Origin of the sequence: Streptomyces sp. NPDC047525 (assembly GCF_040643025.1) — a bacterium.
Classification (GTDB): domain Bacteria; phylum Actinomycetota; class Actinomycetes; order Streptomycetales; family Streptomycetaceae; genus Streptomyces; species Streptomyces durmitorensis.
Genome location: NZ_JBEYTL010000002.1, coordinates 221549 through 247879, shown reverse-complemented (window position 1 = coordinate 247879; position 26331 = coordinate 221549). Strand labels below are relative to the sequence as shown.

At 71.4% G+C, this 26331-nt stretch carries 25 protein-coding genes; 5 read left to right on the top strand and 20 right to left on the bottom strand.

Annotated elements, in window-relative coordinates; genetic code table 11:
• Positions 1-42: 42 nt before the first annotated feature.
• The 3 genes from ABZ833_RS06500 (at position 43) to ABZ833_RS06490 (ending at position 2963) form a co-directional block, all read left to right on the top strand.
• A complete protein-coding gene (locus ABZ833_RS06500; protein WP_361041940.1) occupies positions 43-1356 on the top strand; it encodes a phosphodiester glycosidase family protein in 1314 nt (437 codons plus the stop codon).
• Positions 1357-1488: 132 nt separating this feature from the next.
• Positions 1489-2043, top strand: a complete 555-nt coding sequence (locus ABZ833_RS06495) for an RNA polymerase sigma factor (protein WP_361041937.1) — start codon at positions 1489-1491, stop codon at positions 2041-2043.
• Complete coding sequence (locus ABZ833_RS06490; protein WP_361041935.1) at positions 2040-2963, top strand: CU044_5270 family protein; 924 nt, start codon at positions 2040-2042, stop codon at positions 2961-2963. The genes ABZ833_RS06495 and ABZ833_RS06490 overlap by 4 nt, the downstream gene beginning before the upstream one ends.
• Positions 2964-2992: 29 nt before the next feature.
• Here ABZ833_RS06490 and ABZ833_RS06485 read toward each other — a convergent pair whose 3' ends face one another.
• The 12 genes from ABZ833_RS06485 to ABZ833_RS06430 all read right to left on the bottom strand — a co-directional run bounded on the left by ABZ833_RS06485 (position 2993) and on the right by ABZ833_RS06430 (position 15270).
• Complete coding sequence (locus ABZ833_RS06485; protein WP_361041932.1) at positions 2993-4573, bottom strand: hypothetical protein; 1581 nt, start codon at positions 4571-4573, stop codon at positions 2993-2995.
• Positions 4574-4643: 70 nt separating this feature from the next.
• Complete coding sequence (locus ABZ833_RS06480; RefSeq protein WP_160503040.1) at positions 4644-4838, bottom strand: hypothetical protein; 195 nt, start codon at positions 4836-4838, stop codon at positions 4644-4646.
• 134 nt (positions 4839-4972) lie between these two features.
• Positions 4973-5830, bottom strand: a complete 858-nt coding sequence (locus tag ABZ833_RS06475) for a phosphatidylinositol-specific phospholipase C/glycerophosphodiester phosphodiesterase family protein (RefSeq protein ID WP_361041929.1) — start codon at positions 5828-5830, stop codon at positions 4973-4975.
• 194 nt (positions 5831-6024) lie between these two features.
• A complete protein-coding gene (locus ABZ833_RS06470) occupies positions 6025-6696 on the bottom strand; it encodes an ATP-binding cassette domain-containing protein (RefSeq protein WP_361041926.1) in 672 nt (223 codons plus the stop codon).
• The gene (locus tag ABZ833_RS06465; RefSeq protein ID WP_361043123.1) at positions 6689-7603 is read right to left on the bottom strand and encodes an ABC transporter ATP-binding protein; all 915 of its coding nucleotides are present in this window, start codon (positions 7601-7603) and stop codon (positions 6689-6691) included. Before ABZ833_RS06465 ends, ABZ833_RS06470 begins: the two co-directional genes overlap by 8 nt.
• Positions 7604-7674: 71 nt before the next feature.
• Complete coding sequence (locus ABZ833_RS06460; protein WP_361041923.1) at positions 7675-8553, bottom strand: ABC transporter permease; 879 nt, start codon at positions 8551-8553, stop codon at positions 7675-7677.
• Positions 8546-9511 (bottom strand): ABC transporter permease, encoded by a 966-nt coding sequence (locus ABZ833_RS06455; RefSeq protein ID WP_361041920.1) that lies wholly within the window; start codon positions 9509-9511, stop codon positions 8546-8548. Before ABZ833_RS06455 ends, ABZ833_RS06460 begins: the two co-directional genes overlap by 8 nt.
• A gap of 32 nt (positions 9512-9543) precedes the next feature.
• Positions 9544-11139: an ABC transporter substrate-binding protein gene (locus ABZ833_RS06450; protein WP_361041918.1), complete on the bottom strand. Its 1596-nt coding sequence runs from the start codon at positions 11137-11139 to the stop codon at positions 9544-9546.
• Positions 11140-11260: 121 nt separating this feature from the next.
• The gene (locus tag ABZ833_RS06445; RefSeq protein WP_361041916.1) at positions 11261-12388 is read right to left on the bottom strand and encodes an acyl-CoA dehydrogenase family protein; all 1128 of its coding nucleotides are present in this window, start codon (positions 12386-12388) and stop codon (positions 11261-11263) included.
• On the bottom strand, positions 12385-13566 hold the full coding sequence (locus ABZ833_RS06440; RefSeq protein ID WP_361041914.1) for an acyl-CoA dehydrogenase family protein: 1182 nt from the start codon (positions 13564-13566) through the stop codon (positions 12385-12387). Before ABZ833_RS06440 ends, ABZ833_RS06445 begins: the two co-directional genes overlap by 4 nt.
• Complete coding sequence (locus ABZ833_RS06435) at positions 13563-14531, bottom strand: NADPH:quinone oxidoreductase family protein (protein ID WP_361041912.1); 969 nt, start codon at positions 14529-14531, stop codon at positions 13563-13565. Before ABZ833_RS06435 ends, ABZ833_RS06440 begins: the two co-directional genes overlap by 4 nt.
• A 79-nt stretch (positions 14532-14610) precedes the next feature.
• Positions 14611-15270, bottom strand: coding sequence for an XRE family transcriptional regulator (locus ABZ833_RS06430; RefSeq protein ID WP_361041910.1), 660 nt, complete (start codon positions 15268-15270; stop codon positions 14611-14613).
• 77 nt (positions 15271-15347) lie between these two features.
• Between ABZ833_RS06430 and ABZ833_RS06425 the strand changes: the two genes are divergently transcribed.
• Both ABZ833_RS06425 and ABZ833_RS06420 read left to right on the top strand, forming a co-directional pair.
• The gene (locus ABZ833_RS06425; RefSeq protein ID WP_361041907.1) at positions 15348-16337 is read left to right on the top strand and encodes an NAD(P)/FAD-dependent oxidoreductase; all 990 of its coding nucleotides are present in this window, start codon (positions 15348-15350) and stop codon (positions 16335-16337) included.
• A 65-nt stretch (positions 16338-16402) separates the two neighbouring features.
• Positions 16403-17344, top strand: a complete 942-nt coding sequence (locus ABZ833_RS06420) for an SDR family oxidoreductase (RefSeq protein ID WP_361041904.1) — start codon at positions 16403-16405, stop codon at positions 17342-17344.
• A 62-nt stretch (positions 17345-17406) separates the two neighbouring features.
• Here ABZ833_RS06420 and ABZ833_RS06415 read toward each other — a convergent pair whose 3' ends face one another.
• The 8 genes from ABZ833_RS06415 to ABZ833_RS06380 form a co-directional block, all read right to left on the bottom strand.
• Entirely contained in the window at positions 17407-18243 is an 837-nt protein-coding gene (locus ABZ833_RS06415; protein WP_361041901.1) for an enoyl-CoA hydratase/isomerase family protein, read from the bottom strand.
• A gap of 74 nt (positions 18244-18317) precedes the next feature.
• Positions 18318-19070, bottom strand: a complete 753-nt coding sequence (locus ABZ833_RS06410) for a PIG-L deacetylase family protein (protein WP_361041898.1) — start codon at positions 19068-19070, stop codon at positions 18318-18320.
• Between the two features lie 38 nt (positions 19071-19108).
• Positions 19109-20413, bottom strand: a complete 1305-nt coding sequence (locus tag ABZ833_RS06405) for an alpha/beta fold hydrolase (RefSeq protein WP_361041896.1) — start codon at positions 20411-20413, stop codon at positions 19109-19111.
• A 66-nt stretch (positions 20414-20479) separates the two neighbouring features.
• The gene (locus ABZ833_RS06400) at positions 20480-21496 is read right to left on the bottom strand and encodes a LacI family DNA-binding transcriptional regulator (protein WP_249591897.1); all 1017 of its coding nucleotides are present in this window, start codon (positions 21494-21496) and stop codon (positions 20480-20482) included.
• 57 nt (positions 21497-21553) lie between these two features.
• Positions 21554-22645, bottom strand: a complete 1092-nt coding sequence (gene rhaS / locus ABZ833_RS06395; protein ID WP_361041892.1) for a rhamnose ABC transporter substrate-binding protein — start codon at positions 22643-22645, stop codon at positions 21554-21556.
• Between the two features lie 38 nt (positions 22646-22683).
• On the bottom strand, positions 22684-23700 hold the full coding sequence (locus ABZ833_RS06390) for an ABC transporter permease (RefSeq protein ID WP_361041890.1): 1017 nt from the start codon (positions 23698-23700) through the stop codon (positions 22684-22686).
• Complete coding sequence (locus ABZ833_RS06385; protein ID WP_361041888.1) at positions 23693-24733, bottom strand: ABC transporter permease; 1041 nt, start codon at positions 24731-24733, stop codon at positions 23693-23695. The genes ABZ833_RS06390 and ABZ833_RS06385 overlap by 8 nt, the downstream gene beginning before the upstream one ends.
• Complete coding sequence (locus ABZ833_RS06380) at positions 24730-26226, bottom strand: sugar ABC transporter ATP-binding protein (RefSeq protein WP_361041886.1); 1497 nt, start codon at positions 26224-26226, stop codon at positions 24730-24732. The genes ABZ833_RS06385 and ABZ833_RS06380 overlap by 4 nt, the downstream gene beginning before the upstream one ends.
• Positions 26227-26331 lie beyond the last annotated feature (105 nt).

The window sequence follows — 26331 nt, the reverse complement described above, 5'->3', positions numbered from 1 at the left end:
GACTGAGGCGGTCGGTCGGCCAGTGAGACATCAGGGGGCACGGTGGCAACACGGCGCAAGCACACCTTGGGACGGTTCAGAACGGCGAGAGCGGCGCTCTCGGTACTGACGGCATTCGGCACGCTGGCCGGTGCGGCTCTGATGGGAGCGGCACCGGCCAGCGGCGTGGAGACGACCGGGGCACCGGCCGGCGGCGTGGAGACGACCGGGGATTCAGCCGCGTCGATGATCGCGCCGGGCGTGCAGTACCGGCGGTTCGACGTCGTGGCCTCCCACGGCATGACCCGCGCGCACGTACTCGATGTCGACCTGAGCAACCGGCAGACCAGTGTCGGATTGCTCTATCCGGGTGCAGTTGGCGCCCGATCCGTCGTCTCCGCCCTCGCGGACGGTGCGGGGGCGGTCGGCGGGATCAACGGCGACTTCTTCAACATCTCCGAGACCCAGCATCCGGGCGTCGAGGCCACCGGCGCACCCGTCGGCCCTGCCGTCGCACACGGCCGGGCCCTCAAGGGGGCGGTGCCCAACGGTCAGCGCTTCGGTCCCGCGATGCCTCCCGGGGTGACCACCGAAGCCGTGCTCGGCGTGGGCCTCGACCGCAAGGCCCGCATGGACAACCTCCGGCTGGACGGCGAAGTACGCACCGATCAGAAACGGTTGCCCCTCGGCGGACTCAACCAGTACGCCCTGCCCGTGGGATCCGTCGGCGCGTTCACCAGCGACTGGGGCAGCACGTCGCGGGTGCGCTCCACCTGCGGCACCGACACGAACCGCGGCGCCCCCTGCAGCACGGACACCCATGAGGTGACGGTGCGCGGCGGCCGTGTCGTGGGGTCGGCGGGATCGCCCGGCAGTGGGCCCGTGGCCTCCGGCAGCACGGTCCTCGTCGGCCGCGAGGCGGGTGCGCAGGAGCTGCGCAAGCTGTCGATCGGCGACCGGGTGCAGGTCAAGCACCGCCTGGTGGCGGCCAAGTCGCGCGTCCCGTTCCGCTTCGCGCTCGGCGGCTACCCCATCCTGCGCGGCGGCGCCCCGCTGCCCGGCCTGGACGCCGTCACCCCGGCCGTGCGGACGGCGGCCGGAATCTCCGACGACGGCAGACGCCTCCTGCTCCTCTCCCTCGACGGCTCCCCCGAGTTCCGTACGGGGCTGACCATCGCGGAAGTGGCCCGGACCCTGACGGAGTTGGGCGCCCAGGACGGCTTCAGCCTGGACGGCGGCGGTTCCTCCACACTCGTCTCGTCCGCCACCCTGGTCGCGAAGGCCCCGGGCGCGGAATCCGTCACCGTACGCAATCACCCCAGCGGCGGCGCGGAACGCCCGGTGGCGAACGGCATCGGCGTCTTCTCCCAAGGCTGACCCCAGGACTGATTCCAGGACTGGCCCCAGGGCTGATCCCAGGGCCGACCGGCGCCGGGTGCGAACGCAGGTACGGCTTCCTGACAAGTAGGGGGTGAGACCGCCGACCGGCGGTACGGATACGGAGGTCCCGTGACCACGGACCTGGACGACGAGGAGCTGCTGGCCCGCACCGCGCGGGACCCGGCAGCCTTCGAACCGCTGGTGGTGCGCCACTCGGCGGCTCTCCACGGCTACTTCGCACGCCGGGCGCCCGCTGCCGCCGACGACCTGCTCGCCGAACTCTGGCTCCAGGCGTACGCGGCCCGGCGCGGCTTCGACGCGGCCCGCGGACCCGCGAGGGCCTGGCTGTTCGGCGTGGCCCGCAACGTCCTTTCGGCGCACTGGCGGCGGCTGGCGCAGCAGCGCACAGGGCCGCCCGGCGAAGGCCTCGACGACGACCCGTGGGAGGCGGTGGACGCCCGGCTCGACGCGGCCGCGGTGGCGCCGCAGCTGCGTGATCTGCTCGCCGGACTCCCGCCGGACGAGCGGGAGTTGCTGCTCCTCGTCGCGTGGGAGCAGCTCACGCCCGGCGAGGCCGCCGCGGCCATCGGCATCCCCGCGGGGACGGCTCGCTCCCGGCTGCACCGCGCCCGTACCCGGCTGCGCTCGAACGCGCCCCTCAAGCTGACAGGAGACCTGGCATGACCGAACGCGGTGACCTTCTCGACTTTCCCGGTGCCGAAGAACTGATCGCGGCGGGTGACGTGGCACCGCCCGCGCCCGACGTGGCGGCGGCGGCCCGGACCGCGGTGGCGAGCGCCGCGCTGCGCGAGGCGTCCGTGGTCCCGCTGCGCACCCGCGCCGTCCCGCGCCGCAGGAGGCTTCTGATCGCCGCGGCGGCGGTGGCCGCGATCGCCACCGGCGCCGTGGCGTACCCGGTCCTCGACCTGGGGGGCAAACCGGCGGCCACCGCATCGGCGGCCCAGTTCCTGAACGACATGGCGACCGTCGCGGCGGACTCACCGGCCGCTGCCACATCCCCGTACTGGAAGGTCCGTATGGCGACGGTGAACCAGGACGACGGGGATGCGACGACGACCACCTACTTCGACCGGGCGGGCCGCATCTGGACGGTGGACGCGAACGGCACGGTCCACGGGCCGGGCAAGGGGAGCAAGACCAAGAAGTGGTCCGTGGGCGGTAAGTGGCTGACCTGGCCCGCGCTCGACAAGCTGCCCACGGGTCAGAAGGCGCTCACCGCGCTCTTCCCGAGGGACGCCGAGAGCCGCCGCCACCAGGTGACCGCCCTGCTGGAGGACTCACCCGCGAGCCCCGAACTGCGTGCCGCCCTCTTCCAGATCCTCGCGGACACCCCCGGCGTAAAGCTGATCGGTGACGTCAGGGACAGCAAGGGGCGCCCGGGTGTCGCCTTCGAGATCAGGTGGTCCACCATCGGGTTCTCGACCGGTCCCGGCAAGGACGTGAAGTACCGGATGACGGACCGCTACATCGTCGACCCGGACACCGGCTTCCTCCTGGAGACGACCCACAAGAGCCACGGCAAGGGCGGCTCAGCGGACCGCTACACCTGGCTGGAGGTGGGCCCGGCCGACCGCGTCGGCTGAGCCCTGCCCTCCGTGCGGGCGGAACGCGCTCACTCGGTGTCCCGCACCGCCACCAGGCCGTTGAACACGCCCACGTACGCGGTGCCGTCCGGGCCGAGTGTCACCGGCGCCCAGTTGTTGTCGTAGGCGATGCCCGTACCGGCGAGGCGCTTCCACTTGGTCTCGCCGGTGCGGAAGTCGACGGCCGTCAGATACCAGGCATCGATGCCGAGGCTGCTCGGCTCCTTCGTGTAGAAGTACAACAGCCCGGACGCGGTGGACAGTTTGGGCACGTTCGACGGGGCGCGGACGTCGCTCTCCCAGACGGTGTCGCAGCCGCTGCCGTCCTCGCGTACGTCGATCCTGCTGACACCGCCGACGACGCTGCGCCCGAAGGTGAGCGAGGTGATGTTCTCGTAGCCGTAGTTGTTTTCGACGACGAGGCTGTTGCCCCAGGTGATCAGCGAGTTGTCGGTGGTGGACGCGCCGGAGCCGAAGACGGGGACCTTGCAGACGAGGCGCTTGTCGTCGGCGATGTCGTCGCCTCTGCGGTAGACGAGGACGTTCATGCGGTCGTCGGCGTTGTCGGTAATCGCCACGTAGTCGTCGTCGCCCTGGCCGAAGAGGTCGGGTGTGGTGCCCGAACCCTGGTTCACCGAGCCGGGCTTGGTGCCCGTCCCCCGGTCGTAGGTCTGGCGCCAGACGGCTTTCGGGGTGCCGTCCTTCCCGGCCCGGAAGCTGTAGAGCGCGTGGTCGGAGACGATGGACACGCCGTCCTCGGCGACGGAGAACGAGTTCTGGATCTCCTCGCCCTCAAGCCGGACCGAGCGGATGTCACCGGACTTGGGGTCGACGGTGCCGACGCGCCCCTGCCGGGTCACCCACCAGATGCGGCCCTCCCAGTCGGGCATCACCGAGGTGACCGGGTCACACTCACCGCTCGGGTACAGATTCGACCAGGTCACACAGTCGTGCGGGACGTGCGCCGTCAGGTCCCAGTCCTTGTCGACGACGAACCGCCAACTGCCGTCCGCCGCCTGCTCGTGCGCGAGCCGCACGATGTGCTGCCGGGAGTCGGCGAGGACGAGCCGGTCCTTGTCGTCGAGATACGAGTAGGCACCGCCCGAGGTGTCCTTGAAGATCTTCGAGAAGTCCAGGCGCGTGATGGCCTCGACGGTGGAGGGTCGCTGCGGCAGCTTGTACTCGGCGAGCGTGTCCATCGTCTCCGGGTCGAGCAGCTTGACCAGAAAACCGGTGAACGTGCCGCAGACGGTGACGATGCGGCCGGCCTTGTCGAAGGTGACGGTGGCGCACTCACCGCCGAGCGCCGCCATCTTCTCGCTGCTGACCTCCGGCTTCTTCCCGAGCGGTCCGTTCCAGGGGTACGTCCCGCTGCCCGCCGCGTCCGCGTGCATCCCGCTGCGGCCGTTGGCGGCGAGATACGGGTGCTGGGGCGGCTGTTCGCCGGGCAGCGGGCTGGCTTCGGCGGGCGTGCCGGTGTACTGGTCGACGAGCCGGTGCCCCGGCGCCTTCGGTATGTCGTCCGCCTGGGCGGGATACGCGAAGGACGCGGCCGAGACCGTGAGAGCGGTCAGGGCGAGGGCACTGCTGAGGGTTCTGCGACGCGGCATGGGCCGAAGCTAGAGCCAGAGCCTTGAGGTGTCCATGGAAAGTTGAGACTTGTTCATGAACACGCAACGATCACGGTTGCAGGCCGCTGACGATGTCCGCGGCGGCCGTGACCCCGTTGTGAATGGTCGGCGCCATGCTCGAACTCGCCAGATAGAAGCCGAGCAGCGCACAGACCAGGGCGTGCGAGAACTTCAGTGCGCCGTTGCGCAGAAAGACCACTGCCAGGATCACGAGCAGCAGCACCACGGAGACCGAAATGGCCATGGGGACAACCTCCTCCGCCACGTCAACACCGCGGCTCTGGGCCGAGTGTGGCGCAGCGGAGGGACCGTCCGGGCGACCGGCATGTCCTCCGAACGGGTGTTATGTGCCGGGGCGTTGCTTCGGGCGGGCCGGGGCTACTGCCCGTGGGCGTCGAGGAACGACTCCAGGCCCGCCAGGTCGTCGGTGTTCAAGTGGTCGACACCGGCGGCGAGGAGCTCGCCCCACACGGCGTCGCGCGCCGGGCCCGCGAGGTCGGGCGTCGCCCAGAAGCGGACGCGCTGCCCGCGCTTGTGGGCGGCTCCGACGATGCCGCGCAGCTTGTCGCGCTCGGCGGCGGGGATCGCGCCGACGCCCTGCCAGCTGAAGTTGAGCGTCCAGTTGTCGCTGATCAGCGGGATGAGCGAGGCGGGCGCCGCGCTGCCCAGGTCGGCGAGGCGGCCGTCGTAGAAGGCGCGGCGCACGCGCTGGGCCTCCATCGGCGCGCGGGCGGCCCGGTCGCCGGAGATCACCGCCGTCACGGGGCCACGGCGCACCTTGCCGTACGAGTACGTCGTGAACAGGTGCCGGTAGCGCCGGAGGTGGCGGTCGAGTTCGAGGTACGTCGCCGCACCCTCGGTCTTGATGTCGATCAGGAGCTGGAAGGGGGTGCGGTGGTAACCCCGGTACACGGAACCGTGGTTGGCGCGCACGCGGGCGGCCAGGGGGTCCAGGTAGAGCGATTCGAGGGTGCGGGCGGGGTCGAGGTCGATCGGGTCGTGCGCGACCAGGAGCGCGCCGTCGACGAGGTAGATGTCGGCCTCGACGCTGCCGAAGCGGTGGTCCAGCGCGTCGAACAAGGGCCGGGGGTGCTCGTAGTCGTTGTGCGCGTGGGCGCGGACGAGGGGACGGGGTCCGTGTCCGCGCTCGCTCGCCTGGGCGTACGCGGGAACGGCGGCGGTGCCGGCGAGTGCGGCACCGATGGTGAGGGCTCTACGACGGGTGACGAGTGCCACGGAGACTCCCGGAAGGGGCGAGGGGACGACGGGCGGGCCTCAGTGAGTATGAGGCCATGCTCGCGTCAAGAAACCTCCCCGTGCCCGGAGTTGGCGCTATCGACGCCCTTCGTTCATTCCGGCAAACGCAGGGCGACGCAGGGCCACCTCACGCCACGTCACGCCACATCACGGCGTCTCCTCCCGCGGCTCCGTCACCGCACGTCCAGCGGAGCGCTCAGCTCGTCCCAGTGGACGGTGCGCTCGCACCAGCGCTCGAGAAGGACCCGGTCGTGCCCGACCGCGAGCAGCCCTGCGCCGCTCTCCCGGCGGTACTCCTCCACGGCGTGCACGAGCGCCGCCGTCGTCGAGGCGTCCAGCATCGCCGTCATCTCGTCGCAGATCAGCCAGCGCGGGCGGAGCACCAGGGCGCGGGCCAGGCAGGCGCGCTGCAACTGGCCGTCGCTCACCTCGTGCGGCCTGCGGCCCAGGAGGTCCTCGCCGAGGCCGACCGTGGCCGCCAACTCCCTGACGCGCTCGGTGGCTTCGCCGCCGCGCCCGGCCGCGCGCAGCGGCTCGGCGATCAGGTTCGTGAGGGTGAGCCGCGGGTCGGCCGAGAGGCGGGGCTGCTGGAAGACGACGCCGAAGGCGGTGCGCTGGGCGCGGGGTGCGCGGTGCCGCCACCTTCGGGCCGCCTCACCGTCGATGACGACGCGGCCCGCGTCGGGCTTGTGGAGCAGGGCGGCGACCCGGGCCAGGGTCGACTTGCCGCAGCCGCTGGGGCCGAGAAGGCCGACTGAAGCGCCGGGCGCGAGCGTGAGGTCCACGCCTCTCATGACGGGGGCGCGGCGGTCGTATCCGGCGGTGATGGAACGCAGTTCAAGCACGGGGTGCCTCCAGGACGGCCGCCGCATGGGGGTGGTGGCAGGCGACCCCGTCCACCGGCTCGGGAACGGTCCCGCAGGCCTCGTCCGCCCCGGAGCAGCGCGCCGCGAACGCGCACCCGCCCGGCAGCGCGGACAGTTCGGGCGGCATGCCGGGGATCGGCGTGAACTCGCGCTCCGGGAGGGCGTTCAGGAGGCCGCGCGCATAGGGGTGGCGTGGCCCCGGGGTGCCGAAGAAGTCCTCGGCGTCGGCGAGTTCGACGATGCGGCTGGCGTACATCACGGCGACGCGATCCGCGATGCGCTCGGCGGCGGCCAGGTCGTGGGTGATCAGGAGCAGCGCGCGGTCGTCGCCGACGTGCCGCCGCAGCTCGTCCACCGTGCGGTCGACGAGGTCACGGTCGAGGCCCGTCGTCGGCTCGTCGGCGAGCAGCAGCGGTGCGTCGCCGATGAGGGCTAGCGCGGTGGCGGCGCGCTGGGCGAGTCCGCCGGACAGCTCGTGCGGATAGCGGTCCAGATGCCCGGCGGGGAACGCGGCGCGCTCCGCGGCGGCTTCGGCGGCCTTGCGCAGCTGCGGGCGCCGCACGTCCGCAAGCTCCCGCAGGGTCTCCTCCAGCTGGGCGCGGACCGTGCGCACCGGCGTCAGGTGCGCGGCCGGGCTCTGCGGCACGAGACCGACGCGCCGCCCGCGGACCGTGCGGGCCAGGGTGCGCTCGTCGGCGGTCAGCAGGTCCACGTCGCCGATGAGCGCGGACCCGGCCGTCTCCGCGTTCTGCGGAAGCAGCCCGAGCAGCGCGGAGGCGAGCACGGACTTGCCGCAGCCGCTCTCGCCGACGAGGGCGAGACACTCCCCCGCCGCCAGGTCGAAGTGGGCGTCGGTGACGGCGGACACGAAGGTGTCGCCGCGCATGCGGAACCGTACAGAGAGACCTCGTACGGACAGCACCGGGGACGAGAGGGACGGGGTCGATTCGGGCTCGGTCACAGCATCAGCTCCGATCGGCGCCGGGGATTGATCCGTTCCCGCCAGGCGCCCGCGAGGCCCGCGATCGCCAGGGTGGGCACGATGATGAACAGGCCGGGGAAGAGCGTCGGCCACCAGTCCCCGGCCAGGAGCGAGCCGCGCGCGCTCTGCACGAGAGTGCCCAGGCTCGCCTGGTGGGTGGGGAGTCCGAGGCCGAGGAAGGACAGCGCGGACTCGTGCCAGATGGCGTGCGGCACCATCAGGACGGCGGCGAGTCCGGCCTGCGGGAGCACACCGGGCAGCAGATGGCGCACGGTGACGCGCATCCGCGACGCGCCGCCGGAGATGGCCGCGTCCACGTACGGACGCGACCGCAGCGAGAGCACCTCGGCGCGCACGATGCGGGCCGTGGAGAGCCAGTGCGTGAGCGCGACCGAGACGACCACCGGCCACACGCCGGGGCGGAACATCGCCACGATGAAGATGCCGAGCAGCAGGTGCGGCACGGACGAGAAGACGTCCACGAGCCGCATCACGACCCGGTCCACCCAGCCGCCCGACGCGGCGGCGAGCGCCCCCACGGCCGTGCCGATGACGGTCGCGACGACCGCGGCGACCACGCCCACGAGGAGCGAGACCCGCAGCCCGTACACGCAGCGCAGGAGCAGGTCGCGTCCCACGTCGTCGGTGCCGAAGGGGTGCTCCCAGGAGGGCGGTTGAAGCTTGGCCGCCAGGTTCACGGCCTGTTCGTCGAGGTTGACCAGCGGCGGTACGAGGAGCACGGCGAGCACGATGGCCGCGACGATCACCGCGGAGGAACGCACCCGCCACGCGCGCGTGGAGCGGCTCTTGGGGGCGCCCCCCAGGGAGGCGCGCCAGGTCGTCGTCTCAGCCATCGAATCCCACCCTCGGGTCGGCGAGCCCGTAAAGGAGGTCGGCAAGGAGATTGCCCAGGAGCACCGCAACCGTGGCGAGGACGGTGAGCGCGGCGAGCAGCGGGAAGTCCACTGCGGTCGCCGCCGACACGGTGGCCGCCGCGATGCCGGGCCAGCTGAAGACGGTCTCCACCAGGAGCGCCCCGGTGATCAGTTCGGGCACGCGCGAGCCGATGAGCGTGAGCACCGGCAGCATGCCCGAGCGCAGGGCGTGCCCGAGGAGGACGGTCCGCTCGGCGAGGCCACGCGCGCGTGCGCCCCGGACGGGGTCGTCACCGAGCGCGTCGCCGACCCCTTGGCGTACGTACAGGACGAACCACGGAAGCTGCGAGATGGCCAGGACGGCGGCGGGCAGCACGAGATGGCTCGCGACCTGCCCGGCGGTGACGGCGGTGCTCGCGGTGTCCGTGAGGCCGCCCGACGGCAGCACCCCCAGCTTCAGGGCGAAGAGCCAGACGGCGAGCAGGCCGATCCAGAACGGCGGCGCCGCTTCGAGCGTGTACGCGAGCGAGGTCACGGCGCGGTCGAGCCAGCCGCCGGGGCGGCGCGCGGCGAGCACTCCGAGCGTCGTTCCGACGAGGATCGCGAGCAGGAACGCGGTGGCGGCGAGCAGCACGGACCAGCCGATACGTTCGCCGATGACGTCGGAGACGGGCTGGCGCAGGGTGCTGGAGTCCCCGAGGTCGCCGCTCACGGCCGCCGTCAGCCAGTCCCACCAGCGCTGCGCGAGCGGCTGGTCGACGCCGAGGTTGGCGCGCAGCTGGTCGAGGTTCTCCTGGGACGCGGTGAGCCCGGCCGTGCCCGCGTACGCCTTGACGGGGTCGAAGGGCGACGCGGCGGCGATCGCGAAGACGCCGAAGGTCACGGCGAGCAGGACCGGGACGGCGAACAGGGCCCGCCGTCCCGTCATGCGCGCCATCGGCCCCCAGGGGAGCTTGTGGAGCGCGGATTTCACTGCTTCGGCTGCCAGTCCTCGACGTTCCACCACGGACCCGACGCGAGGCCGTGGTCGTGCGGCTCGATCTGGGTGGTCAGGTCGCCGAAGCGCTGGTCGACGACGTAGAGGTGGTCGATGTGGGTGAGGAAGGTGTAGCCCGGGTTCTTCACCAGCTCGCGCTGGATGGTGTCGTACGCGGCCTGGCGCTCGGCGTGGTCGCCGCTCTCGCGGGCCTCGTCGAGCGCCTTGTCGACCTTGGGGTTGTCGTAGTGCGCCATGTTGTTGAAGCCGTCACCGGCGAGCGAGGACTTCAGGAGCGTGTACTGGTCGAAGTCCGGGTCGGCCGGGGAGCCGCCGCCCGCGAGGACCGCGTCCTTGGGCATGCGCGGCTCGATGACCTCCCAGGTGCCTGCCTGCACCTCGACCTTGATGCCGAGCTTCTTGGCGTCGGAGGCGTAGGCGAGCGCGTGGTCCTGGCGGAGCTTGTCGCCGGAGAGGTACCAGAGCGGGAACGTCGCCCGGACGCCGTCCTTCGCGCGGATGCCGTCCTTGCCGGGCTTCCATCCGGCCTTGTCGAGGGTCTTCTCGGCAGCGGCGAGGTCGTGCTTTCGCTCTGTGCCCTTGGTGAACCAGGGGCTGTCGGTCGGGACGGGCCCGTAGGCCTCCTTGCCCGCGCCGTCCAGGATCGAGTCGACCATGGCCTTGCGGTCGACGCCGGTGTCGAGGGCGCGCCTGATGGCGGTGTCGCCCGTGACCTTGTTGCCGGTGGGCAGGGTCACCACGCGGTAGTCGAAGGTCTTGGCGGCGTACGACTTCTTGTTGCCGTCGCTCTCGTACTTCTTCGCGAGGTTGGGCGGCAGGATCGCGCCGTCGAGCTCACCGGCGTCGAGCCGGGTGGCGCGGATGTCGTCGTCCTTGATGATCGCCATGGTGAAGTTCTTGACCTTCGGCGCTCCGCCCCAGTAGCCGGGGTTCGCCTTGAAGGTGAGCTTCTCGCCCTTGGACCACTTCACGAGCTTGTACGGGCCCGTGCCGACCGGCTTGGTGGTGAACGCGCCGGTGTTCACGTCCTGCTTGCCGGCTATGTGCTCGGGCGCGATCGGCAGGACGGTGCGCTCGGCGAACGGCGCGTAGGGGTACTTGAGGTGGAAGACGACGGTGTCGTCGCCCTTCGCCTCGACGTTCTTGACGGCGTCGAGCTCGGTCTTGGCGGCGTTGTTCGTCTTCTTGTCGAGGATCGTCTCGTAGGTGAAGACGACGTCCTTGGACGTGAAGGGCTTGCCGTCGCTGAACTTGACGCCCTCGCGCAGCTTGAAGGTGTAGGTCTTGCCGTCGTCGCCGACCTTGGGGAGCCCGGCGGCGAGCGCGGGCTTGAGCTTCATGTCGGCGTCGTGCGTGAGCAGACCGTCGAAGATCTTCGAGTTGCCGTCCTTGCCGTAGCCGAGGAGCGGGCTCAGGGTGTCCGGTTCGTACGCGATGCCGACGACCGCGGAGTCCTTGGCGCCGCCCGCGTTCTTGCCGTCGCCCGGCGCCGAACAGGCCGAAGCGGCGACCGCCAGTGAGGCGGCCGCCGCTATCGCGCCCGTACCCCGTATCGATCGGGCCCTCATGCTCCACACCCCTACTGAAGATCAAACGTTATTGCGAACGGGTCGCAATTATGCCTCATGTAATGGGTGGGTAAAACGTACGGGCCGTACCGAAAGGATCACGGGGAGCGGGGCTGCCGGATCAGGGAGCAGGCAGGTTCACGCGTGCGGCCAGCTCCTCCCGGTGGCGCCCCACCGAGCCGAGCGCGAGGGAGTCGGACTTGGCCCGCTTGAGGTAGAGGTGGACGGGGTGTTCCCAGGTCATGCCGATGCCGGCGTGCAGCTGGAGCGCCTCCTCGGCGATGTGCACCGTGGCGGGGGACGCGTAGGCCTGCGCGAGAGCCGCCGCGACATCGGCGTCCGCGCTGGCGGCGGCCAGGGTGTCGGCCGCGTTGCGGGCGGCGGCACGGATGTTGACCACCTCGAGCCAGAGCTGGGCGAGCCGGTGCTTGAGCGCCTGGAAGGAGCCGACGGGCCGGTTGAACTGCGTGCGTTCCTTCGTGTAACGCACGGTCTCGGTCAAGCACCAGTCGGCGAGGCCGAGTTGTTCGGACGCGAGCAGCCCGGCCCCCGCCCGCAGACCCCGCCGTACAGCGGGTCCGGATTCCGGGCCGACGGCACGCGCGCGTGCCCCCTCGAAGGTGACCGTGGCGAGCGGCCGTGTGAGGTCGAGCGAGGTCTGCGGTGCGACGGTGACGCCGTCCTCTGTCGCGTCCACCGCGAAGAGCCCCGCACCCGTCGGCACGAGGAACACGTCGGCGGCGACCGCGTCGGCGACACCGGGGACGCTGCCGTGCAGGGTCCCGTCCTGCGCGCACACGTCGGGCAGGGCGCCGCCCGGGGCAGTGGCGAGCGGCACGGTGAGCACGCCGACCGTGCGTCCGGCGGCGAGCATGCCCAGGAGTTCCCTCGCCGCGTCGCTGTCGCAGGCCAGCAGCGCCTCGGTGGCGATCACGGCACTGGTCAGATAGGGCACGGGCGCGACGGCCCGGCCCAACTCCTCGAGGACGACGGCGGCTTCGCGGTGCGTGGCCCCCTGGCCGCCGAGCTCCTCGGGCACGAGCAGACCCGCGAGGCCCATGCCGTCCGTGAGCGCCTTCCACAGCTCGCGGTCGTGCGGCTCGGCGGACTCGGTGCGTGCGAGCACGGCGGTGGCGTCGCAGTGGTCGGCGAGGAGGCCGCGCACCACCGAGCGCAGCGCCTCTTCCTCCTCGGAGTACAGCAGGTCGCGCTGCGCGGGCTGCGGGCTCTGTGCGGTCTGCGTACTCAACGGGCCAGGTCCTTCCAGGCGACGTCCTTGTCGGTGCGCGGCTCGGACGGCAGCCCGAGGACGCGTTCGGCGACGATGTTGAGCAGCACTTCGCTGGTGCCGCCCTCGATGCTGTTGCCCTTGGCCCGCAGATAGCGGTAGCCCGCGTCACGGCCGACGAAGTCGACCTTCTCGGGCCGCCGCATCGTCCAGTCCTCGTACAACAGCCCTTCCTCGCCCAGGAGTTCCACCTCCAGGCCGCTGATCTCCTGGTTCAGGCGGGCGAACCCGAGCTTCATGCCCGAGCCCTCAGGACCCGGCTGCCCGGCGGCGAGCTGCTGGCGGAGCCGCTCCCCGGTGAGCCGGGCGACCTCCGCCTCGACCCACAGCTTGAGGAGCCGCTGGTGCAGGTCGTGCGTGCGCAGCTCGGGGCGCTCGCGCCAGGCCTCCACGACCGGGCCGATCATGCCGCCCTCGCGCGGGATGCGGGCGCCGCCGATGGACACGCGCTCGTTCATGAGGGTGGTCTGCGCGACCTTCCAGCCGTCGCCGATCTCACCGAGGCGGTGCGCGTCCGGAATGCGTACGTCCGTAAGGAAGACCTCGTTGAACTCGGCCTCGCCGGTGATCTGCCGTAGCGGGCGCACCTCGACGCCAGGGTCGGTCATGTCGCAGACGAAGTACGTGATGCCGCGGTGCTTGGGCACCTCCGGGTCGGTGCGCGCGATGAGGATGGCCCAGCGGGCGGCGTGCGCGCCGGACGTCCACACCTTCTGCCCGTTGACGACCCAGGCGTCGCCATCACGGACGGCGCGCGTGCCCAGAGCGGCGAGGTCGGACCCGGCCCCCGGCTCGCTGAAGAGCTGGCACCACACCTCGTCGCCGACCCACAGCGGCCGCAGGAAGCTGCGCTTCTGCTCCTCGGTGCCGAAGCGCAGGATCGTCGGCGCCGCCATGCCGAGGCCGATGCCGATGCGGCGCGGGTCGTTGTCGGGCGCGCCCGCGGCCTCCAGCTCGGCGTCCACGACGGCCTGCAGGGACCGCGGTGCGCCGAGGCCGCCGAGCCCTTCCGGGTAGTGCACCCAGGCGAGCCCCGCGTCGAAGCGGGCCTTCAGGAACTCCGCGCGCTCGGTGCCGTCCGGCGGATACGCGGCGAGGAACTCCTGCGCGCGGCGGCGCAGTTCGGCTCCGTCCGTCATGCGTCGCCTCCCTCGGGGACCACGGCCACCCGTCCCGTGGTGACGCCGTCGGCCACGCGCTGGACGGCCGCGGCAGCGTCGCTCAGGGGCACGCGCTCGCTGATGAGGGGCTTGATCGCGCCCTTGGCCGCGAGCTGGGTGAGCTCTTCGTGGCAGCGCAGGATCGCCTGCGGGTCCTTGGCGTTGTACAGGCCCCAGTGCAGGCCGAGCACCGCGTAGTTCTTCACCAGCGCGTGGTTGAGGGCAGGCGTCGGGATGACACCGCTCGCGAAGCCGACGACGATGATCCGCCCCTCGAAGGCGACACACTTCGTGGACTGCGTGTACGCGTCGCCGCCGACGGGGTCGTAGATGACATCGGCGCCACGGCCGCCGGTGGCTTCCTTCACGGCGCCGATCACGTTCTCCGTGCGCCGGTCGACGACCACGTCGCAGCCGAGCTCGCGCGCGACCTCGGCCTTCGCCGCGCCGCCGACGACGCCGATGACCCTGGCGCCCGCCGCCTTGCCGAGCTGCACGGCCGCGCTGCCTACACCGCCGGCGGCCGCGTGCACCAGGAGGGTCTCGCCCGCCTGGAGGTGCGCGCGGCGGTGCAGGCCGAACCAGCCGGTCTGGTAGCCGATGTGCAGCGCGGCGGCCTCGGCGTCGTCCAGGGCGTCCGGCGCGGGCAGGACGGCCGCCGCGTCGGCGATCGCGTACTCGGCGAAGCCGCCGTACGGAAGAGCGGGGTTGGCGATCACGCGCCGGCCGTCCTCGGTCTCGCCGCAGATCTCCACGCCCGGTGTGAACGGCAGCGGCGGGGTGACCTGGTACTGCCCGCGGCAGAGCAGGGCGTCGGGGAAGTTGATGTTGGCGGCGCGGACCTTGAGGAGCAGCTGTCCGTCGCCCGGCACCGGCCGGTCCACGTCTTCGAGGCGCATCACCGCGCCCGGCTCGCCGTTCTGGTGCACTTGCCATGCCTGCATGCGGGGCCTCCACGGGGCGTTCGTAGACCAAGCTCCGTCGCATACTAAGCGGTCGCTTGCAGGCAGGGGAACCGTCTCGTCAGTCCGCTTCGCGCTTCTGCCGACCGGCCCGCTGGGTGGGCCGCTGAGTGGGCCGCGCCCGTACGTGCATCCGCTCGCCCTGCGGCCCGAACAGACTGAGGAACTCCGCGGGCCCCTCCCCCGTGGAGCCGAACCAATGCGGAAGGCGGGTGTCGAACTCCGCGGCCTCGCCCGCCGTGAGGATCACGTCGTGATCGGCGAGCACGAGCCGCAGCCGTCCGGACAGGACGTACAGCCACTCGTATCCCTCGTGGGTCTGCGGTTCGGGCTCGATGGAGCGGGAGGGCTCGAACACCTTGTACGCCTGAAGTCCGCCGGGCTGCCGGGTCAGCGGCACCATCGTCCGGCCGTGGCGGACGATCGGCTTGGCCCGCACCCGTGGGTCGCCGACGGGCGGGGCGCCGACGAGCTCGTCCAGGGGGACCTGGTGGGCGCGGGCGATGGGGAGCAGGAGTTCGAGGCTGGGCTTGCGGTTCCCGGACTCCAGGCGGGAGAGCGTGCTCACGGAGATGCCGGTGGCGGCGGCAAGACCCGCGAGCGTCGCGCCGCGCTCCTTGCGGATTCTCCGCAGGCGGGGGCCGACCTCGGCCAGCACGCCGTCCAGATTCGCGCCGTCGTCTTCGTGCTCCGTCTGCTCCACTGCCCTGCTGTCCGTCATGACTCTATTGCAGTATCGGCAAAGTTGATTGTCAATACCGCACCGTCGGTGCGACGGTCTCCGTGGAGGTGGTCACGATGACCCAGGCCGCAGGGAACCGGAAGAACGACAGCACCAGCACCGTGTACGACGTGGTCGTCGTCGGCGGCGGCGCGGCAGGGCTCAGCGCGGGGCTCGTCCTCGGCCGGTCCCGGCGGCGTGTACTGATCGTGGACGCGGGCGAGCCGCGCAACGCGCCCGCCGCGCACATGCAGGGCTATCTGTCGCGGGACGGGATGCCGCCGGCCGAGTTCCTCGCCGTGGGGCGGCGGGAGGTCGAGGCGTACGGCGTGGAGCTCGCCGACGACCGGGTGACGGCCGTGCGGCCCGACGGCGCCGGGGAGTTCGAGGTCGACCTCGCGGGCGGCAGGTCCGCGCACGCCCGCCGCGTCGTCGTGGCCACCGGCCTGGTCGACGAACTGCCGCCGGTACGGGGCCTCGCCGAGCGCTGGGGGCGCGACGTGCTGCACTGCCCGTACTGCCACGGGTGGGAGGTGCGGGACGAGGCCTTCGGCGTGATCGCGTCGCCGGTGACGGGTGTCCATCAGGCACTTCTGGTCACCCAGTGGTCGAAGGACGTGACGCTCTTCCTGCACACGGCGCGGGAGCTGACCGCGGAGGACCGCGAGAGGCTGGACGCCGCCGGCGTGACGGTGGTGGAGGGCGAGGTGACCGCACTCGACGTGACCGACGACCGTCTGACGGGGGTGCGCCTCGCCGACGGCCGGGTGGTCCCGCGCTCGGTGCTGTTCGTGGAGGCGGGGACGACCCCACGCGACGATCTGCTGACCGGCCTTGGCGCGGACACGCAGGACACGCCCTTCGGCCCCTACCCCGCCGTGGACGCGGCCGGCCGCACGAGCGTCCCCGGCGTATGGGCCGTGGGCAACGCGACAGGCCCCAAGGTGCAGGTGATCAGCGCGGCCGCCGCGGGCTACCAGGCCGGGCTCATGATCAACCACGAGCTCGTCCTCGGGGACATCGACGAAACCGTCGCGGCGCGCCGCCGGGCGAAGGGGCGCGCTTGATCTCCTGCTCATTCCTGGCGGGCCGGGCATGGCGATGTGAGGCGTTCCGCGATATCGATGCCGCCATGACGGACCACGCGAGTGAACCGACGCCACCGCCGCACGGACTTCCGGCGCCCGCCCCGGCCGGCGCGAGCGCGCTGCCTGAGGGGACGTACGACGGGACGGTCGTCCTCGTGACCGGCGGTGGGACAGGCCTCGGCAAGGCGATCGCCGCGGAGTTCGCGCGGCTCGGGGCGGATCTGGTGATCGCGAGCCGCAAGGAGGAGCGGCTCAAGGCGGCGCGGGACGAACTGGCGGGCCTCGGCGGGCGCGTGACGTCCGTGCCGTGCGACATCCGGGACCCGGACCGCGTCGCCGAGGTCTTCGACGCGGCGCAGGAGGCGTACGGACTGCCGGACGTCCTGGTCAACAACGCGGCGGCGAACTTCCCCGTGCCCGCCGAGGACATGTCCCCGAACGCGTGGCGCTCGGTCGTGGACATCACACTGACCGGGACGTTCTTCATGACGCGGGAGTTCGGCCGCCGCCATCTCGCGACAGGCACTCCCGGTTCCGTCATCAACATCGGGGCGTCGTACGCGTGGACGGGCGGCCCCGGCTTCGCGCACAGCGCGGCGGCCAAGGCGGGCGTGAAGAGTCTCGTCGAGAGCCTTGCGGTGGAGTGGGGTCCGTACGGGATCCAGGTCAACGGCCTGGTGCCCGGCCTGATGCCGCACGAGGACATGACCGCCGACATCCGTGGCAACCTCGACCGGGCGACGCCTGCTCGGGAACCCGCATCGGGCGACCGGCAGCGGGAGTTGAGCTCCCGCCAGCCCGCCCTCCGCGTCGGCGCCCCGCGCGAACTGGGCTGGGCCGCGACCTTCCTCGCCTCGCCCTACGCCCGCTTCATCACCGGGCACACGCTGGTGGTCGACGGCGCGAACTGGCAGCGGCGCGGCCTGGTGAGCCCGGAGGTGATGACGGTGCGCGAGCAGATGGGGCGAGGCCCCTTCGAGGAGTAGGCCAGCCCTCCACCCGGCGACAGGCCCTTCCCGGGCCCGCTCATCCTCGAAATCCCGAGCGCCTACTTCCCCTCGAAAGTGGCCGCCCTCCGCTCCCCCTTCGCCGCGTATCCGGCACGCGAGTCCTCCGACGTCAGCGTGATCGCCGCGTTCAGCGCGACCCGGTCGAGGGCCGCGTCCATCCCCGCGTCCGCGTACGCGTCGATGCCGCGCTTGATGCCCTGGACGGCCAGCGGGGCGTTCGCCGCGATCTCCGCGGCGACCTCGCGGGCCGTCTTGGTCAACTCATCCACCGGCGTGACGAGTTGCACGAGCCGCAGCCGCTCGGCCGTGGCCGCGTCGATGCGGCGCCCGGTGAGCGAGAGCAGCTTGGCCCAGCCCGCGCCCGCGTCGCGCGCGATGCGCAGGTCACCGCCCGCGTCCACCGCGACGCCGATCTGCGCCTCGGGCAGCGCGAACACCGCGTCGTCGGACACGATCCGCACGTCCGCCATCAGCGCGAGCTCGAAGCCGAACCCGAGGCAGTACCCCTGCACGGCGGCGACGACCGGCTGCGGGAGGCGCGCGAAGGTGCGGAAGCGTTCATGGACCCAGCGCATGCCCTCGTAGTAGTTGCGGGTGCGCTCGGACACCGAACGGCCTTCGATCGCACCGCCGTTGAGCGCGGTGACGTCGATCCCGGCACAGAACGCCCGCCCCTCCGCACGCAGCAGCACCGCCCGGATCGAGTCGTCGAAGCGGATCCGGTCGGCGAAGATGCCGAGCTGGCGCGTGGCCTCCCAGCTCCACGCGTTGAGCTTCTGCGGGTAGCAGAGGGTGAGGATGCCCAGGCCGTCCTCGATGTCGAGGCGCAGCCGCTCCTCACCCTCCGGGATGTCCGTGCCGATGGTGTCGATCATCCAGCACCAGCTCCTGCCTACGTTTCTGACGTCCCGTCAGGTGATTGACGTCCCGTCAGGGTAGTGGCGGCGGCTCAGCGGCTGAAGACCTCGAAGGACACCGCGGGCTTCCCGCCGAAGCGTGGCGCCACCCGCTGGGCGTTGCCGGTGAGGAACTCGCGGCAGTACTTCTCGGGGTCCTCCTGCGTCAACACCTCGATGTACGTGCGGTGTTCGAGGAGCGAGCGCACGGAGCGCTCGAGCCCCGCCGTGGCGTCCACCGCGTGCGTGGGCGACGACGAACCGGCGACGGCCACCCAGCGCACGCCGTTCCAGGGCTCGAGGGCGTCCTCCTCGATCAGCTCGGGGAAGATCCAGCGGTTGCCCGCGTCCCCCACCGCGTCGAGCGTCGCGCGGCCGACGGCGACGTGGTCCGGGGTGTTCCAGGCGACGCCGCCCCACGTGTCGCGGTGGTTGAGCGTGATCACGAGCTCGGGCCGGTGCCTGCGCACCGCGGCGGCGATGTCGCGGCGCAGCGCCGTGCCGTACTCGATCACGCCGTCCTTGTGGTCGAGGAACTCCACGGTCGACACGCCGACGACGGCCGCGCTGGCCCGCTGCTCCCGCTCGCGCAGCGGCCCGCACGTGGCGGGGTCGAGGGTGTCGATGCCCGCCTCGCCACGGCTGGCCAGGAGGTAGGAGACCTCGCGCCCGCCGTCCGTCCATCCGGCGATCGCTGCCGAGCAGCCGTACTCCAGGTCGTCCGGGTGGGCGACGACGGCGAGGGCCCGCTGCCAGTCCTCGGGCATGGGGGTGAGCTGGTCGTTCACGTCCAACGGCTCTGTCATGCCCGCAGCCTAGCTTCGCGGGTCCTGGCGCGGAGGCCTCAGGCCTCGCCCCGGGCGAGGGCGAGGAGCCGGTCGAGGACGCGCGGTGAACCCACCCGCAGCCCGTCGTGCTCGTATTCGTCGGTGACCCAGGTGCGCAGACCGCGGATGGAGCGGGCGGTGTGCAGGGAGTGGTCGGTGTCGACGTACATGTCGTCGTGGTAGATGGCGGCGGCGGCCGGCACCTCGTTCGCGGCGAGGCGTGCCGTGTCGTACAGGGGCGCCCAGCCGGTGTGCGCGGCGAGGATCTCGGCGGTCTCACGCAGCGGCCGCAGGGCCGGGTCGCAGTCGAACTGCCAGCGCTGGACGGCTTCCCCGGTGAACAGCAGCGGCGCGTCACCGGCGAGCGCCTTGCCCGGGTCGAACTGCGGGAACTGGCCGCGCAGCCGCTGTGCCGACCAGTCGGTGGGCCGCTCGCCCTGGCCGTAGATCGACTCGTGCATCAGCGCGAAGAGCGGACGGTTCCTCAGCGAGAGTTCGGCCTGGACGTCTTCCTGGAACGCGTCGGAGAGGGCGGGCCCCGACGGCGTCCGCACGAAGGCGTCCTCGATGAGGTAGTGCAGGCGGTGGCTGCCGTCCTTGGTGCCGAGCAGCATGCCGAGGGACTGGAACGCCTCGACGGTGAGGCGGTAGCCGCCGTTCAGGACCGGCTCGTGCTCGGCGAGGTGGGCGGCGATGCGGCGGGCGCGCTCGACGTCCTGGGGGTAGCGGGCGTAGTGGGCGGCGCTCTTGCGTTCCATGCGCGGGTAGGCGGCGCGGTAGACGTCGTCCGCGTGGCCGTCGAGCGTGGGCAGGCCGCCGGTGATGAGGGCGGTGTGCAGGCCTTCGGGGGCCGCCGACAGGTAGTGGGTGGCGCAGAAGCCGCCGAAGCTCTGGCCGAGCACGGTCCAGGGGGCGCCGGTCAGTTCGCGCCGGATCAGCTCGCAGTCCCGGACGATGGAGTCGGCGCGGAAGTGCATGAGGTAGTCGGCCTGCTCGCGGGGGCCGCCGCGCAGCGGGAGCGTCTGGCGCGTGGCCGGGGTGGAGCTGCCGGTTCCACGCTGGTCGAGGAGCAGCACCCGGTAGTCCTGAAGGGCCCTGCCCAGCCATGCCTCCTTGCCCGCGAACCGGTTGGCCCCGCACCCCGGGCCGCCCTGGAGATAGACCAGCCACGGCAGGTCGGCGCTCTCGTGCTGGCTCGCCACGGCCTCGCGGGCGAAGACCTCGATCCGCTCCCCCGCCGGGTCGTCGTGGTCGAGGGGCACGGAGAAGCGGTGGTCGGTGAGGACCACACCGGGCTGACGGTAGGAGGCAGTGACGGTCAAGGGGGCTCCTGGGCGTGTGCGGAACGGGACACTTCGCCCAGTTCAGCACACTCGCCGTGGGGGCGGTCAGCGGGGTGTCAGGCTGGAGCGCCGTACGACGAGCTCCGGCTGGAGCACCACGCGCCGGTGATCGTGCTCCTCCGGTTCGGCGTCCGACTCGGTCTCCTCCAGGAGAAGTTCCGCGGCCATCGCACCCATCTTGATGGCGGGCTGGCGCACGGAGGTGAGCGGGACGACGGCGGCCGCGGCGAACTCGATGTCGTCGTAGCCGACGATGGCGATGTCCTCGGGCACGCTCACCCCGGCCGCGTACATCGCCTGGAGCACCCCGAGGGCGAGCAGGTCGTTGGCGCAGAAGACGGCGGTCGGCCGCTCGGCGAGACCGAGGACGCGGGCTCCCGCGTCGCGCCCCGCGGCCACGTCGAGACGTTCGGTGGGCAGTTCCCGCAGCGCCGACGCCGGCAGACCGGCCTCGGCCAGAGCCTGCAGCGCTCCCTGCCTGCGGTCCTTGACCTGGTTGAGTCCGGGCGGGCCGCTCACGTACGCGATGCTGCGATGCCCCGTGTCCACCAGATGGCGCACCGCGAGCGCACCGCCCAGCACGTCGTCCACGGAGACGGAGCACTCGGTGGCGCCCTCGGCGACCCGGTCGACCAGGACGAACGGGATGGCGTGCCTGCGGAACGCCTCGATGTTGCGTCCCGTGGCGTCGGCCGGGGTCAGCAGGACGCCCCGGACCCGCTGTTCGGCGAAGAGCGCCAGATATTCGGCCTCTTCGGAGGGGCTCTGTCCGCTGTTGCACATCATGACGCGGAGCCCGGCGTCGCGCGCGGCCCGCTCGGCACCGCGCGCGACGTCCACGAAGAAGGGGTTGCCCATGTCGAGCACGAGCAGCGCCATGATGCGGCTCTGCCCCGCGCGCAGCTGCCGTGCGGACTCGCTGCGGACGTAGCCGAGCCGCTCGATCACGGACTGCACCCGGTGGCGGGTCTCTTCGGAGACCACGTCCGGGCGGTTGATCACATTCGACACGGTGCCCACCGACACGCCGGCGTGCTTCGCCACGTCTTTGATGCCGACCATGCGTCCCCTTGTTCCGTTGCTCGTGCGGCGCCTTGTGCGCCGCCGCCTGCGATCCCCTCAGAATTTGTACTGGTCGATGTTCTTCTTGTCGAAAACGGTCGGTTCGCCGAGATCGACGACCCCCTTGTCGCCGATGGTGAAGCTGCCGAGGTCGCCCGCCTCGAACTTCTCGCCCTTCTTGCCGGTGATCTGGCCGGACTTCAGGGCCACGGCGGTGTGCGCGGCGAGTGCGCCGAGCTTGGCCGGGTCCCACAGCTCGAAGCCCTCGACGGTGCCGTTCTTCACGTACTGGCGCATGTCGTTGGGCGTGCCGAGGCCGGTGAGCTTCACCTTGCCCTTGTACTTCGATCCCGAAAGGTACTGGGCGGCCGCCTTGATGCCGACGGTCGTCGGCGAGATGATCCCGGCCAGCTTCGGGTGCTCCTGGAGGAGGCCCTGGGTCTGCTGGAAGGACTGCTGGGCGTCGTCGTTGCCGTAGGCGGTCTTCACCAGCTTCATGTTCTTGTACTTGGGCTTCTTCAGCTCGTCCTTCATGAAGCCGATCCAGGTGTTCTGGTTCGTCGCGGTCTGGGCCGCGGAGAGGATCGCGATGTCGCCCTTGTAGCCGATCTGCTTGCCGAGCAGCTCCACCTGGGTGCGGCCGAGCGCCTCGGCGCTGGACTGCGAGACGAAGACGTCACGGCAGCCGGGGTTGGTGTCCGAGTCGTAGGTGACGACCTTGATGTCGTTCTTCATGGCCTGCTTGAGGGCGGTGCACAGGGCGCCGGGGTCCTGTGCGGACACGGCCATGGCGTCGACCTGCTGCTGGGTGAGCGTGTTGACGTAGGAGACCTGTCCGCTGGTGTCGGTGGCGCTGTTGGGGCCGGTCTCCTTGTACGTCGACCCGAGCTCCTTGAGCGCCTTCTCGCCACCCTTGTCGGCGACGGTGAAGTACGGGTTGTTGACCTGCTTGGGCAGGAAGGCGACGGTGAGGCCCTTCTTGGTGGCCGCGTCCGGGTCGGCCTTGGCGTTCGAGGCCTTGCCCGCGTCGTCGTTCTTCGAGGACTCCTTGGTGGTGCCGCCGCAGGCGGTGGCGGTGAGGGCGAGCGAGGTGACGGCGGCCAGTGTCACGCAGGCGCGGGTGAGGGCGGAGCGGCGGGGAGAGAGCATCGTTGGTCCCTTTCGGACGTGTCGACGGTACGAGGGGTTCAGCGGGCGGGAGCGGCGGCGCGGCGGCCCGCTCGGGCGACGGCGATCTGCCGGGCCACGCGTGGCCCGAGGACGGACACCACGAGCAGCACGCCGGTGACGACGATCTGCGACTGGGCGGAGACGTTGAGCAGGCTCATCGCGTTCTGCAGGGCGCCGAGCAGGAAGACTCCGGCGATCGCGCCGCCCAGGGTCCCCTTGCCGCCGTCGAAGTCGATGCCGCCGAGCAGTACGGCGGCGACGACGGACAGTTCGAGCCCGGTGGCGTTGTCGTAGCGGGCGCTCGCGTAGTGCAGGGCCCAGAAGACGCCCGTGAGCGAGGCCATGAGGCCCGTGGCGACGAACAGCCACAGCTTGTGCCGCTTGACGCGGACACCGGCGAACCGCGCCGCCTCCTCATTGGCGCCGATCGCGAAGAGCGAGCGCCCGAAGGGAGTGGCGTGCAGGACGACGACGGCGATCGCGAGCAGCACGAGGAAGGGCAGGAAGGCGTACGGCAGGAAGGTGTCGCCGACCTGTCCGGCCGCGAAGTCCAGGTACTGCGAGGGGAAGTCGGTGACGGCGTCCGAGCCGAGGACGATCTGCGCGATGCCCCGGTAGGCGGCCATGGTGCCGATGGTGACGGCCAGCGAGGGCAGCCCGAGACGGGTCACCAGAAGGCCGTTGACCAGGCCGCAGAGGACTCCGATGAGGAGAACGAGCGGAATGATCGTCTCGATGGCCATCCCGGCGTTCCAGAGCGCGCCCATCACGGCTCCGGAGAGCCCCGCCGTCGAGGCCACCGAGAGATCGATCTCTCCGGAGACGACGAGGAGCGTCATCGGAAGGGCGATCAGCGCGATGGGCAGCGTGTTGCCGATGAGGAACGACAGGTTGAGGGCGTTGCCGAAACCGTCGACAAAGGAGAACGACATCAGGAGGAGTACGACAAGGAGAGCGCCGACAACGGTGTCCCAGCGGACGGCGCGCGTGAGCGTGAGCCGGTTGGCGTGGGAGTCAGCCTTGGGGTCAGCCATGGCGGGCGTTCCTCTTCTTCAGGGCCTTGGCGACGCGCAGGGCGACGATCCGGTCGACGGCGATGGCCAGGACGAGCAGCACGCCGTTGATGGCGAGCACCCACACGGAGCTGACGCCGAGCGCGGGAAGCACGCTGTTGATGGAGGTCAGGAGCAGGGCGCCGAGTGCCGCGCCGTAGACGCTTCCGGAGCCGCCGGTGAAGACGACACCGCCGACCACGACGGCGCTGACGACGGTGAGTTCATAGCCGTTGCCGGTGGCCGAGTCGACGTTGCCGAAGCGGGCCAGGTAGAGCGCTCCGGCGAGTCCGGCGAGCGCTCCGCACGCGGTGTAGGCGGCGAGGATGCGCTTGCGTACCGGGATGCCCGCGAGGCGCGCGGCCTCGGGGTTGGAGCCGAGGGCGTAGAGCTCGCGTCCGCCGCCGAAGTGCCGCAGGTAGTAGGCGACGGCGACCAGGACGGCGAGCGCGATGAGGGCCAGATACGGCACGGCCGAGATGCCGCCGGAGCCGAAGTCGACGAAGCCGTCCGGCAGGTCGGACGCGGTGATCTGCCGGGAGCCGACCCAGATGGAGTCGACGCCCCGGATGATGTAGAGGGTGCCGAGCGTCACGACGAGCGCGGGCACCTGGCCGAGGCTGACGAGCGCCCCGTTCAGCAGGCCGCAGCCGACGCCGAGTGCGACCGCCAGGAGGATCGCGACCGTCGAGTCGCCGCCGCCCTGGAGGTAGTTGCCCGCGGCGAAGGCGCTGATCCCCAGCGTGGAGCCGACAGACAGGTCGACGTTGCGGGTGATGACGACGAGGGCCTGTCCCGTCGCGACGAGAACGAGGATGGTCGCGTTGAGGAGCAGGTCCTTGATGCCCTGCTCGGACAGGAACTCGCTGTTGCCGGCCTGGGTGATGCCGATCATCACCAGGAAGACCAGCAGGATGGCCAGTTCGCGCATCTTGAAGACGCGGTCGACGAGCCGGGTCGCCCCGGCCTTCTCCGGATCCACGGCGGGTGCCGGGCTCTGGGTGGTCACGCTCATGCCGTCCTCCCTGTGGCGGCCGCCATCACGGACTCCTCGGTCGCCCGCGCGCGCGGGATCTCGGCGGTGAGCCGCCCTTCGTGCATGACGAGGACCCGGTCGGCCATGCCGAGGATCTCGGGCAGGTCGGAGGAGATCATCAGGACCGCGACGCCCTCGGCGGCGAGTTCGGAAAGGAGACGGTGCACTTCGGCCTTGGTGCCGACGTCGATGCCGCGGGTCGGTTCGTCCACGATCAGCACCTGGGGCCTGGTGGCGAGCCACTTGGCGAGGACGACCTTCTGCTGGTTGCCACCGGACAGGGTGCCGACGGCATCGGCGATGCGCGCGTACTTCACCTGGAGCCGCACTGCCCAGTCGAGCGAGCGGCTGCGTTCGGCGCCGCGGTCCATGAGGCCCGCGCGCACCGTCGTACGCAGTCCGGTGAGCCCGATGTTGCGCTCGATGGACATGTCCATCACCAGGCCCTGGGCGCGCCGGTCCTCGGGGACGAGCGCGAGCCCGGCGGCCATGGCGGTACTCGGTGCGCCGTTGAGCAGCGCCTTCCCCTGCACCTCAACCGTTCCGGCATCCCACTTGTCGACGCCGAAGACGGCCCGCGCGACCTCGCTGCGTCCGGCCCCGACGAGTCCTGCGAGCCCGACGATCTCGCCGCGCCGCACGTCGAACGACACATCGGTGAAGACGCCCTCGCGGGTCAGCCGGCGGACACTGAGGGCGACTTCACCCACCTGGGTGTCCTGCTTCGGGTAGAGCTCATCGAGGTCGCGGCCCACCATGCGGCGCACGAGATCGTCCTCGGTCAGGCCGGCGAGCGGCTCGCTCGCGATCAGGCCGCCGTCCCGCAGTGTGGTGACGCGCTGGCACAGCTCGAAGATCTCCTCGAGGCGGTGCGAGATGAAAAGGACCGCTGCGCCCTGTTCGCGCAGGGTGCGCACGACGCCGAAGAGGCGGGCCACTTCGCTGCCGGTGAGGGCCGCGGTCGGCTCGTCCATGATCAGGACCCGCGCGTCGAAGGAGAGCGCCTTGGCGATCTCGACGATCTGCTGGTCCGCGATGGAGAGCCCGCGCGCGGGCTGATCGGGGTCGAGGTCCACGGCCAAGCGCTTGAAGAGCGCGTCTGCCGCCGCGTGCACGGCCTTGTGGTCGACGCGGCCGAGCGAGCGGCGGGGCTGGCGCCCCATGAAGATGTTCTCCGCGACGGAGAGGTCGGGGAAGAGCGTCGGCTCCTGGTAGATGACGGCGACGCCCGCGTCCCTGGCGTCGCCGGGGCCGTGGAAGACGACCGGGGACCCGTCGAGCGTCAGCTCTCCCGTGTCCGGCCTGTGGACCCCGGCGAGGGTCTTGATGAGGGTGGATTTCCCTGCGCCGTTCTCGCCCGCGAGGGCGTGCGCCTCACCGGCGTACAGCTCCAGGGAGACGTCGTGCAGGGCGCGCACGGCCCCGAAGGACTTGCTCAGGCCCTGCACGGCAAGGACGGGGGGCTCTCTCATAGGTAGCACCGATCGGTCACGAAGGGCATGCGGCTTCTGGCATGGGGGATCAGACATCGGGCGTGAGGCGGGGGCGTCATCAGGAGTCACCCGCCGGACACCCGG

Bases quoted from the DNA above. Each gene is read 5' to 3' on its own strand.
- ABZ833_RS06490 (WP_361041935.1), top strand. From the start codon at position 2,040: ATGACCGAACGCGGTGACCTTCTCGACTTTCCCGGTGCCGAAGAACTG.
- ABZ833_RS06485 (WP_361041932.1), bottom strand. From the start codon at position 4,573: ATGCCGCGTCGCAGAACCCTCAGCAGTGCCCTCGCCCTGACCGCTCTC.
- ABZ833_RS06480 (WP_160503040.1), bottom strand. From the start codon at position 4,838: ATGGCCATTTCGGTCTCCGTGGTGCTGCTGCTCGTGATCCTGGCAGTG.
- ABZ833_RS06465 (WP_361043123.1), bottom strand. From the start codon at position 7,603: ATGCGCGGCGACACCTTCGTGTCCGCCGTCACCGACGCCCACTTCGAC.
- ABZ833_RS06460 (WP_361041923.1), bottom strand. From the start codon at position 8,553: ATGGCTGAGACGACGACCTGGCGCGCCTCCCTGGGGGGCGCCCCCAAG.
- ABZ833_RS06455 (WP_361041920.1), bottom strand. From the start codon at position 9,511: ATGGCGCGCATGACGGGACGGCGGGCCCTGTTCGCCGTCCCGGTCCTG.
- ABZ833_RS06450 (WP_361041918.1), bottom strand. From the start codon at position 11,139: ATGAGGGCCCGATCGATACGGGGTACGGGCGCGATAGCGGCGGCCGCC.
- ABZ833_RS06440 (WP_361041914.1), bottom strand. From the start codon at position 13,566: ATGACGGACGGAGCCGAACTGCGCCGCCGCGCGCAGGAGTTCCTCGCC.
- ABZ833_RS06435 (WP_361041912.1), bottom strand. From the start codon at position 14,531: ATGCAGGCATGGCAAGTGCACCAGAACGGCGAGCCGGGCGCGGTGATG.
- ABZ833_RS06430 (WP_361041910.1), bottom strand. From the start codon at position 15,270: ATGACGGACAGCAGGGCAGTGGAGCAGACGGAGCACGAAGACGACGGC.
- ABZ833_RS06425 (WP_361041907.1), top strand. From the start codon at position 15,348: ATGACCCAGGCCGCAGGGAACCGGAAGAACGACAGCACCAGCACCGTG.
- ABZ833_RS06420 (WP_361041904.1), top strand. From the start codon at position 16,403: ATGACGGACCACGCGAGTGAACCGACGCCACCGCCGCACGGACTTCCG.
- ABZ833_RS06415 (WP_361041901.1), bottom strand. From the start codon at position 18,243: ATGATCGACACCATCGGCACGGACATCCCGGAGGGTGAGGAGCGGCTG.
- ABZ833_RS06410 (WP_361041898.1), bottom strand. From the start codon at position 19,070: ATGACAGAGCCGTTGGACGTGAACGACCAGCTCACCCCCATGCCCGAG.
- ABZ833_RS06400 (WP_249591897.1), bottom strand. From the start codon at position 21,496: ATGGTCGGCATCAAAGACGTGGCGAAGCACGCCGGCGTGTCGGTGGGC.
- rhaS (WP_361041892.1), bottom strand. From the start codon at position 22,645: ATGCTCTCTCCCCGCCGCTCCGCCCTCACCCGCGCCTGCGTGACACTG.
- ABZ833_RS06390 (WP_361041890.1), bottom strand. From the start codon at position 23,700: ATGGCTGACCCCAAGGCTGACTCCCACGCCAACCGGCTCACGCTCACG.
- ABZ833_RS06385 (WP_361041888.1), bottom strand. From the start codon at position 24,733: ATGAGCGTGACCACCCAGAGCCCGGCACCCGCCGTGGATCCGGAGAAG.
- ABZ833_RS06380 (WP_361041886.1), bottom strand. From the start codon at position 26,226: ATGAGAGAGCCCCCCGTCCTTGCCGTGCAGGGCCTGAGCAAGTCCTTC.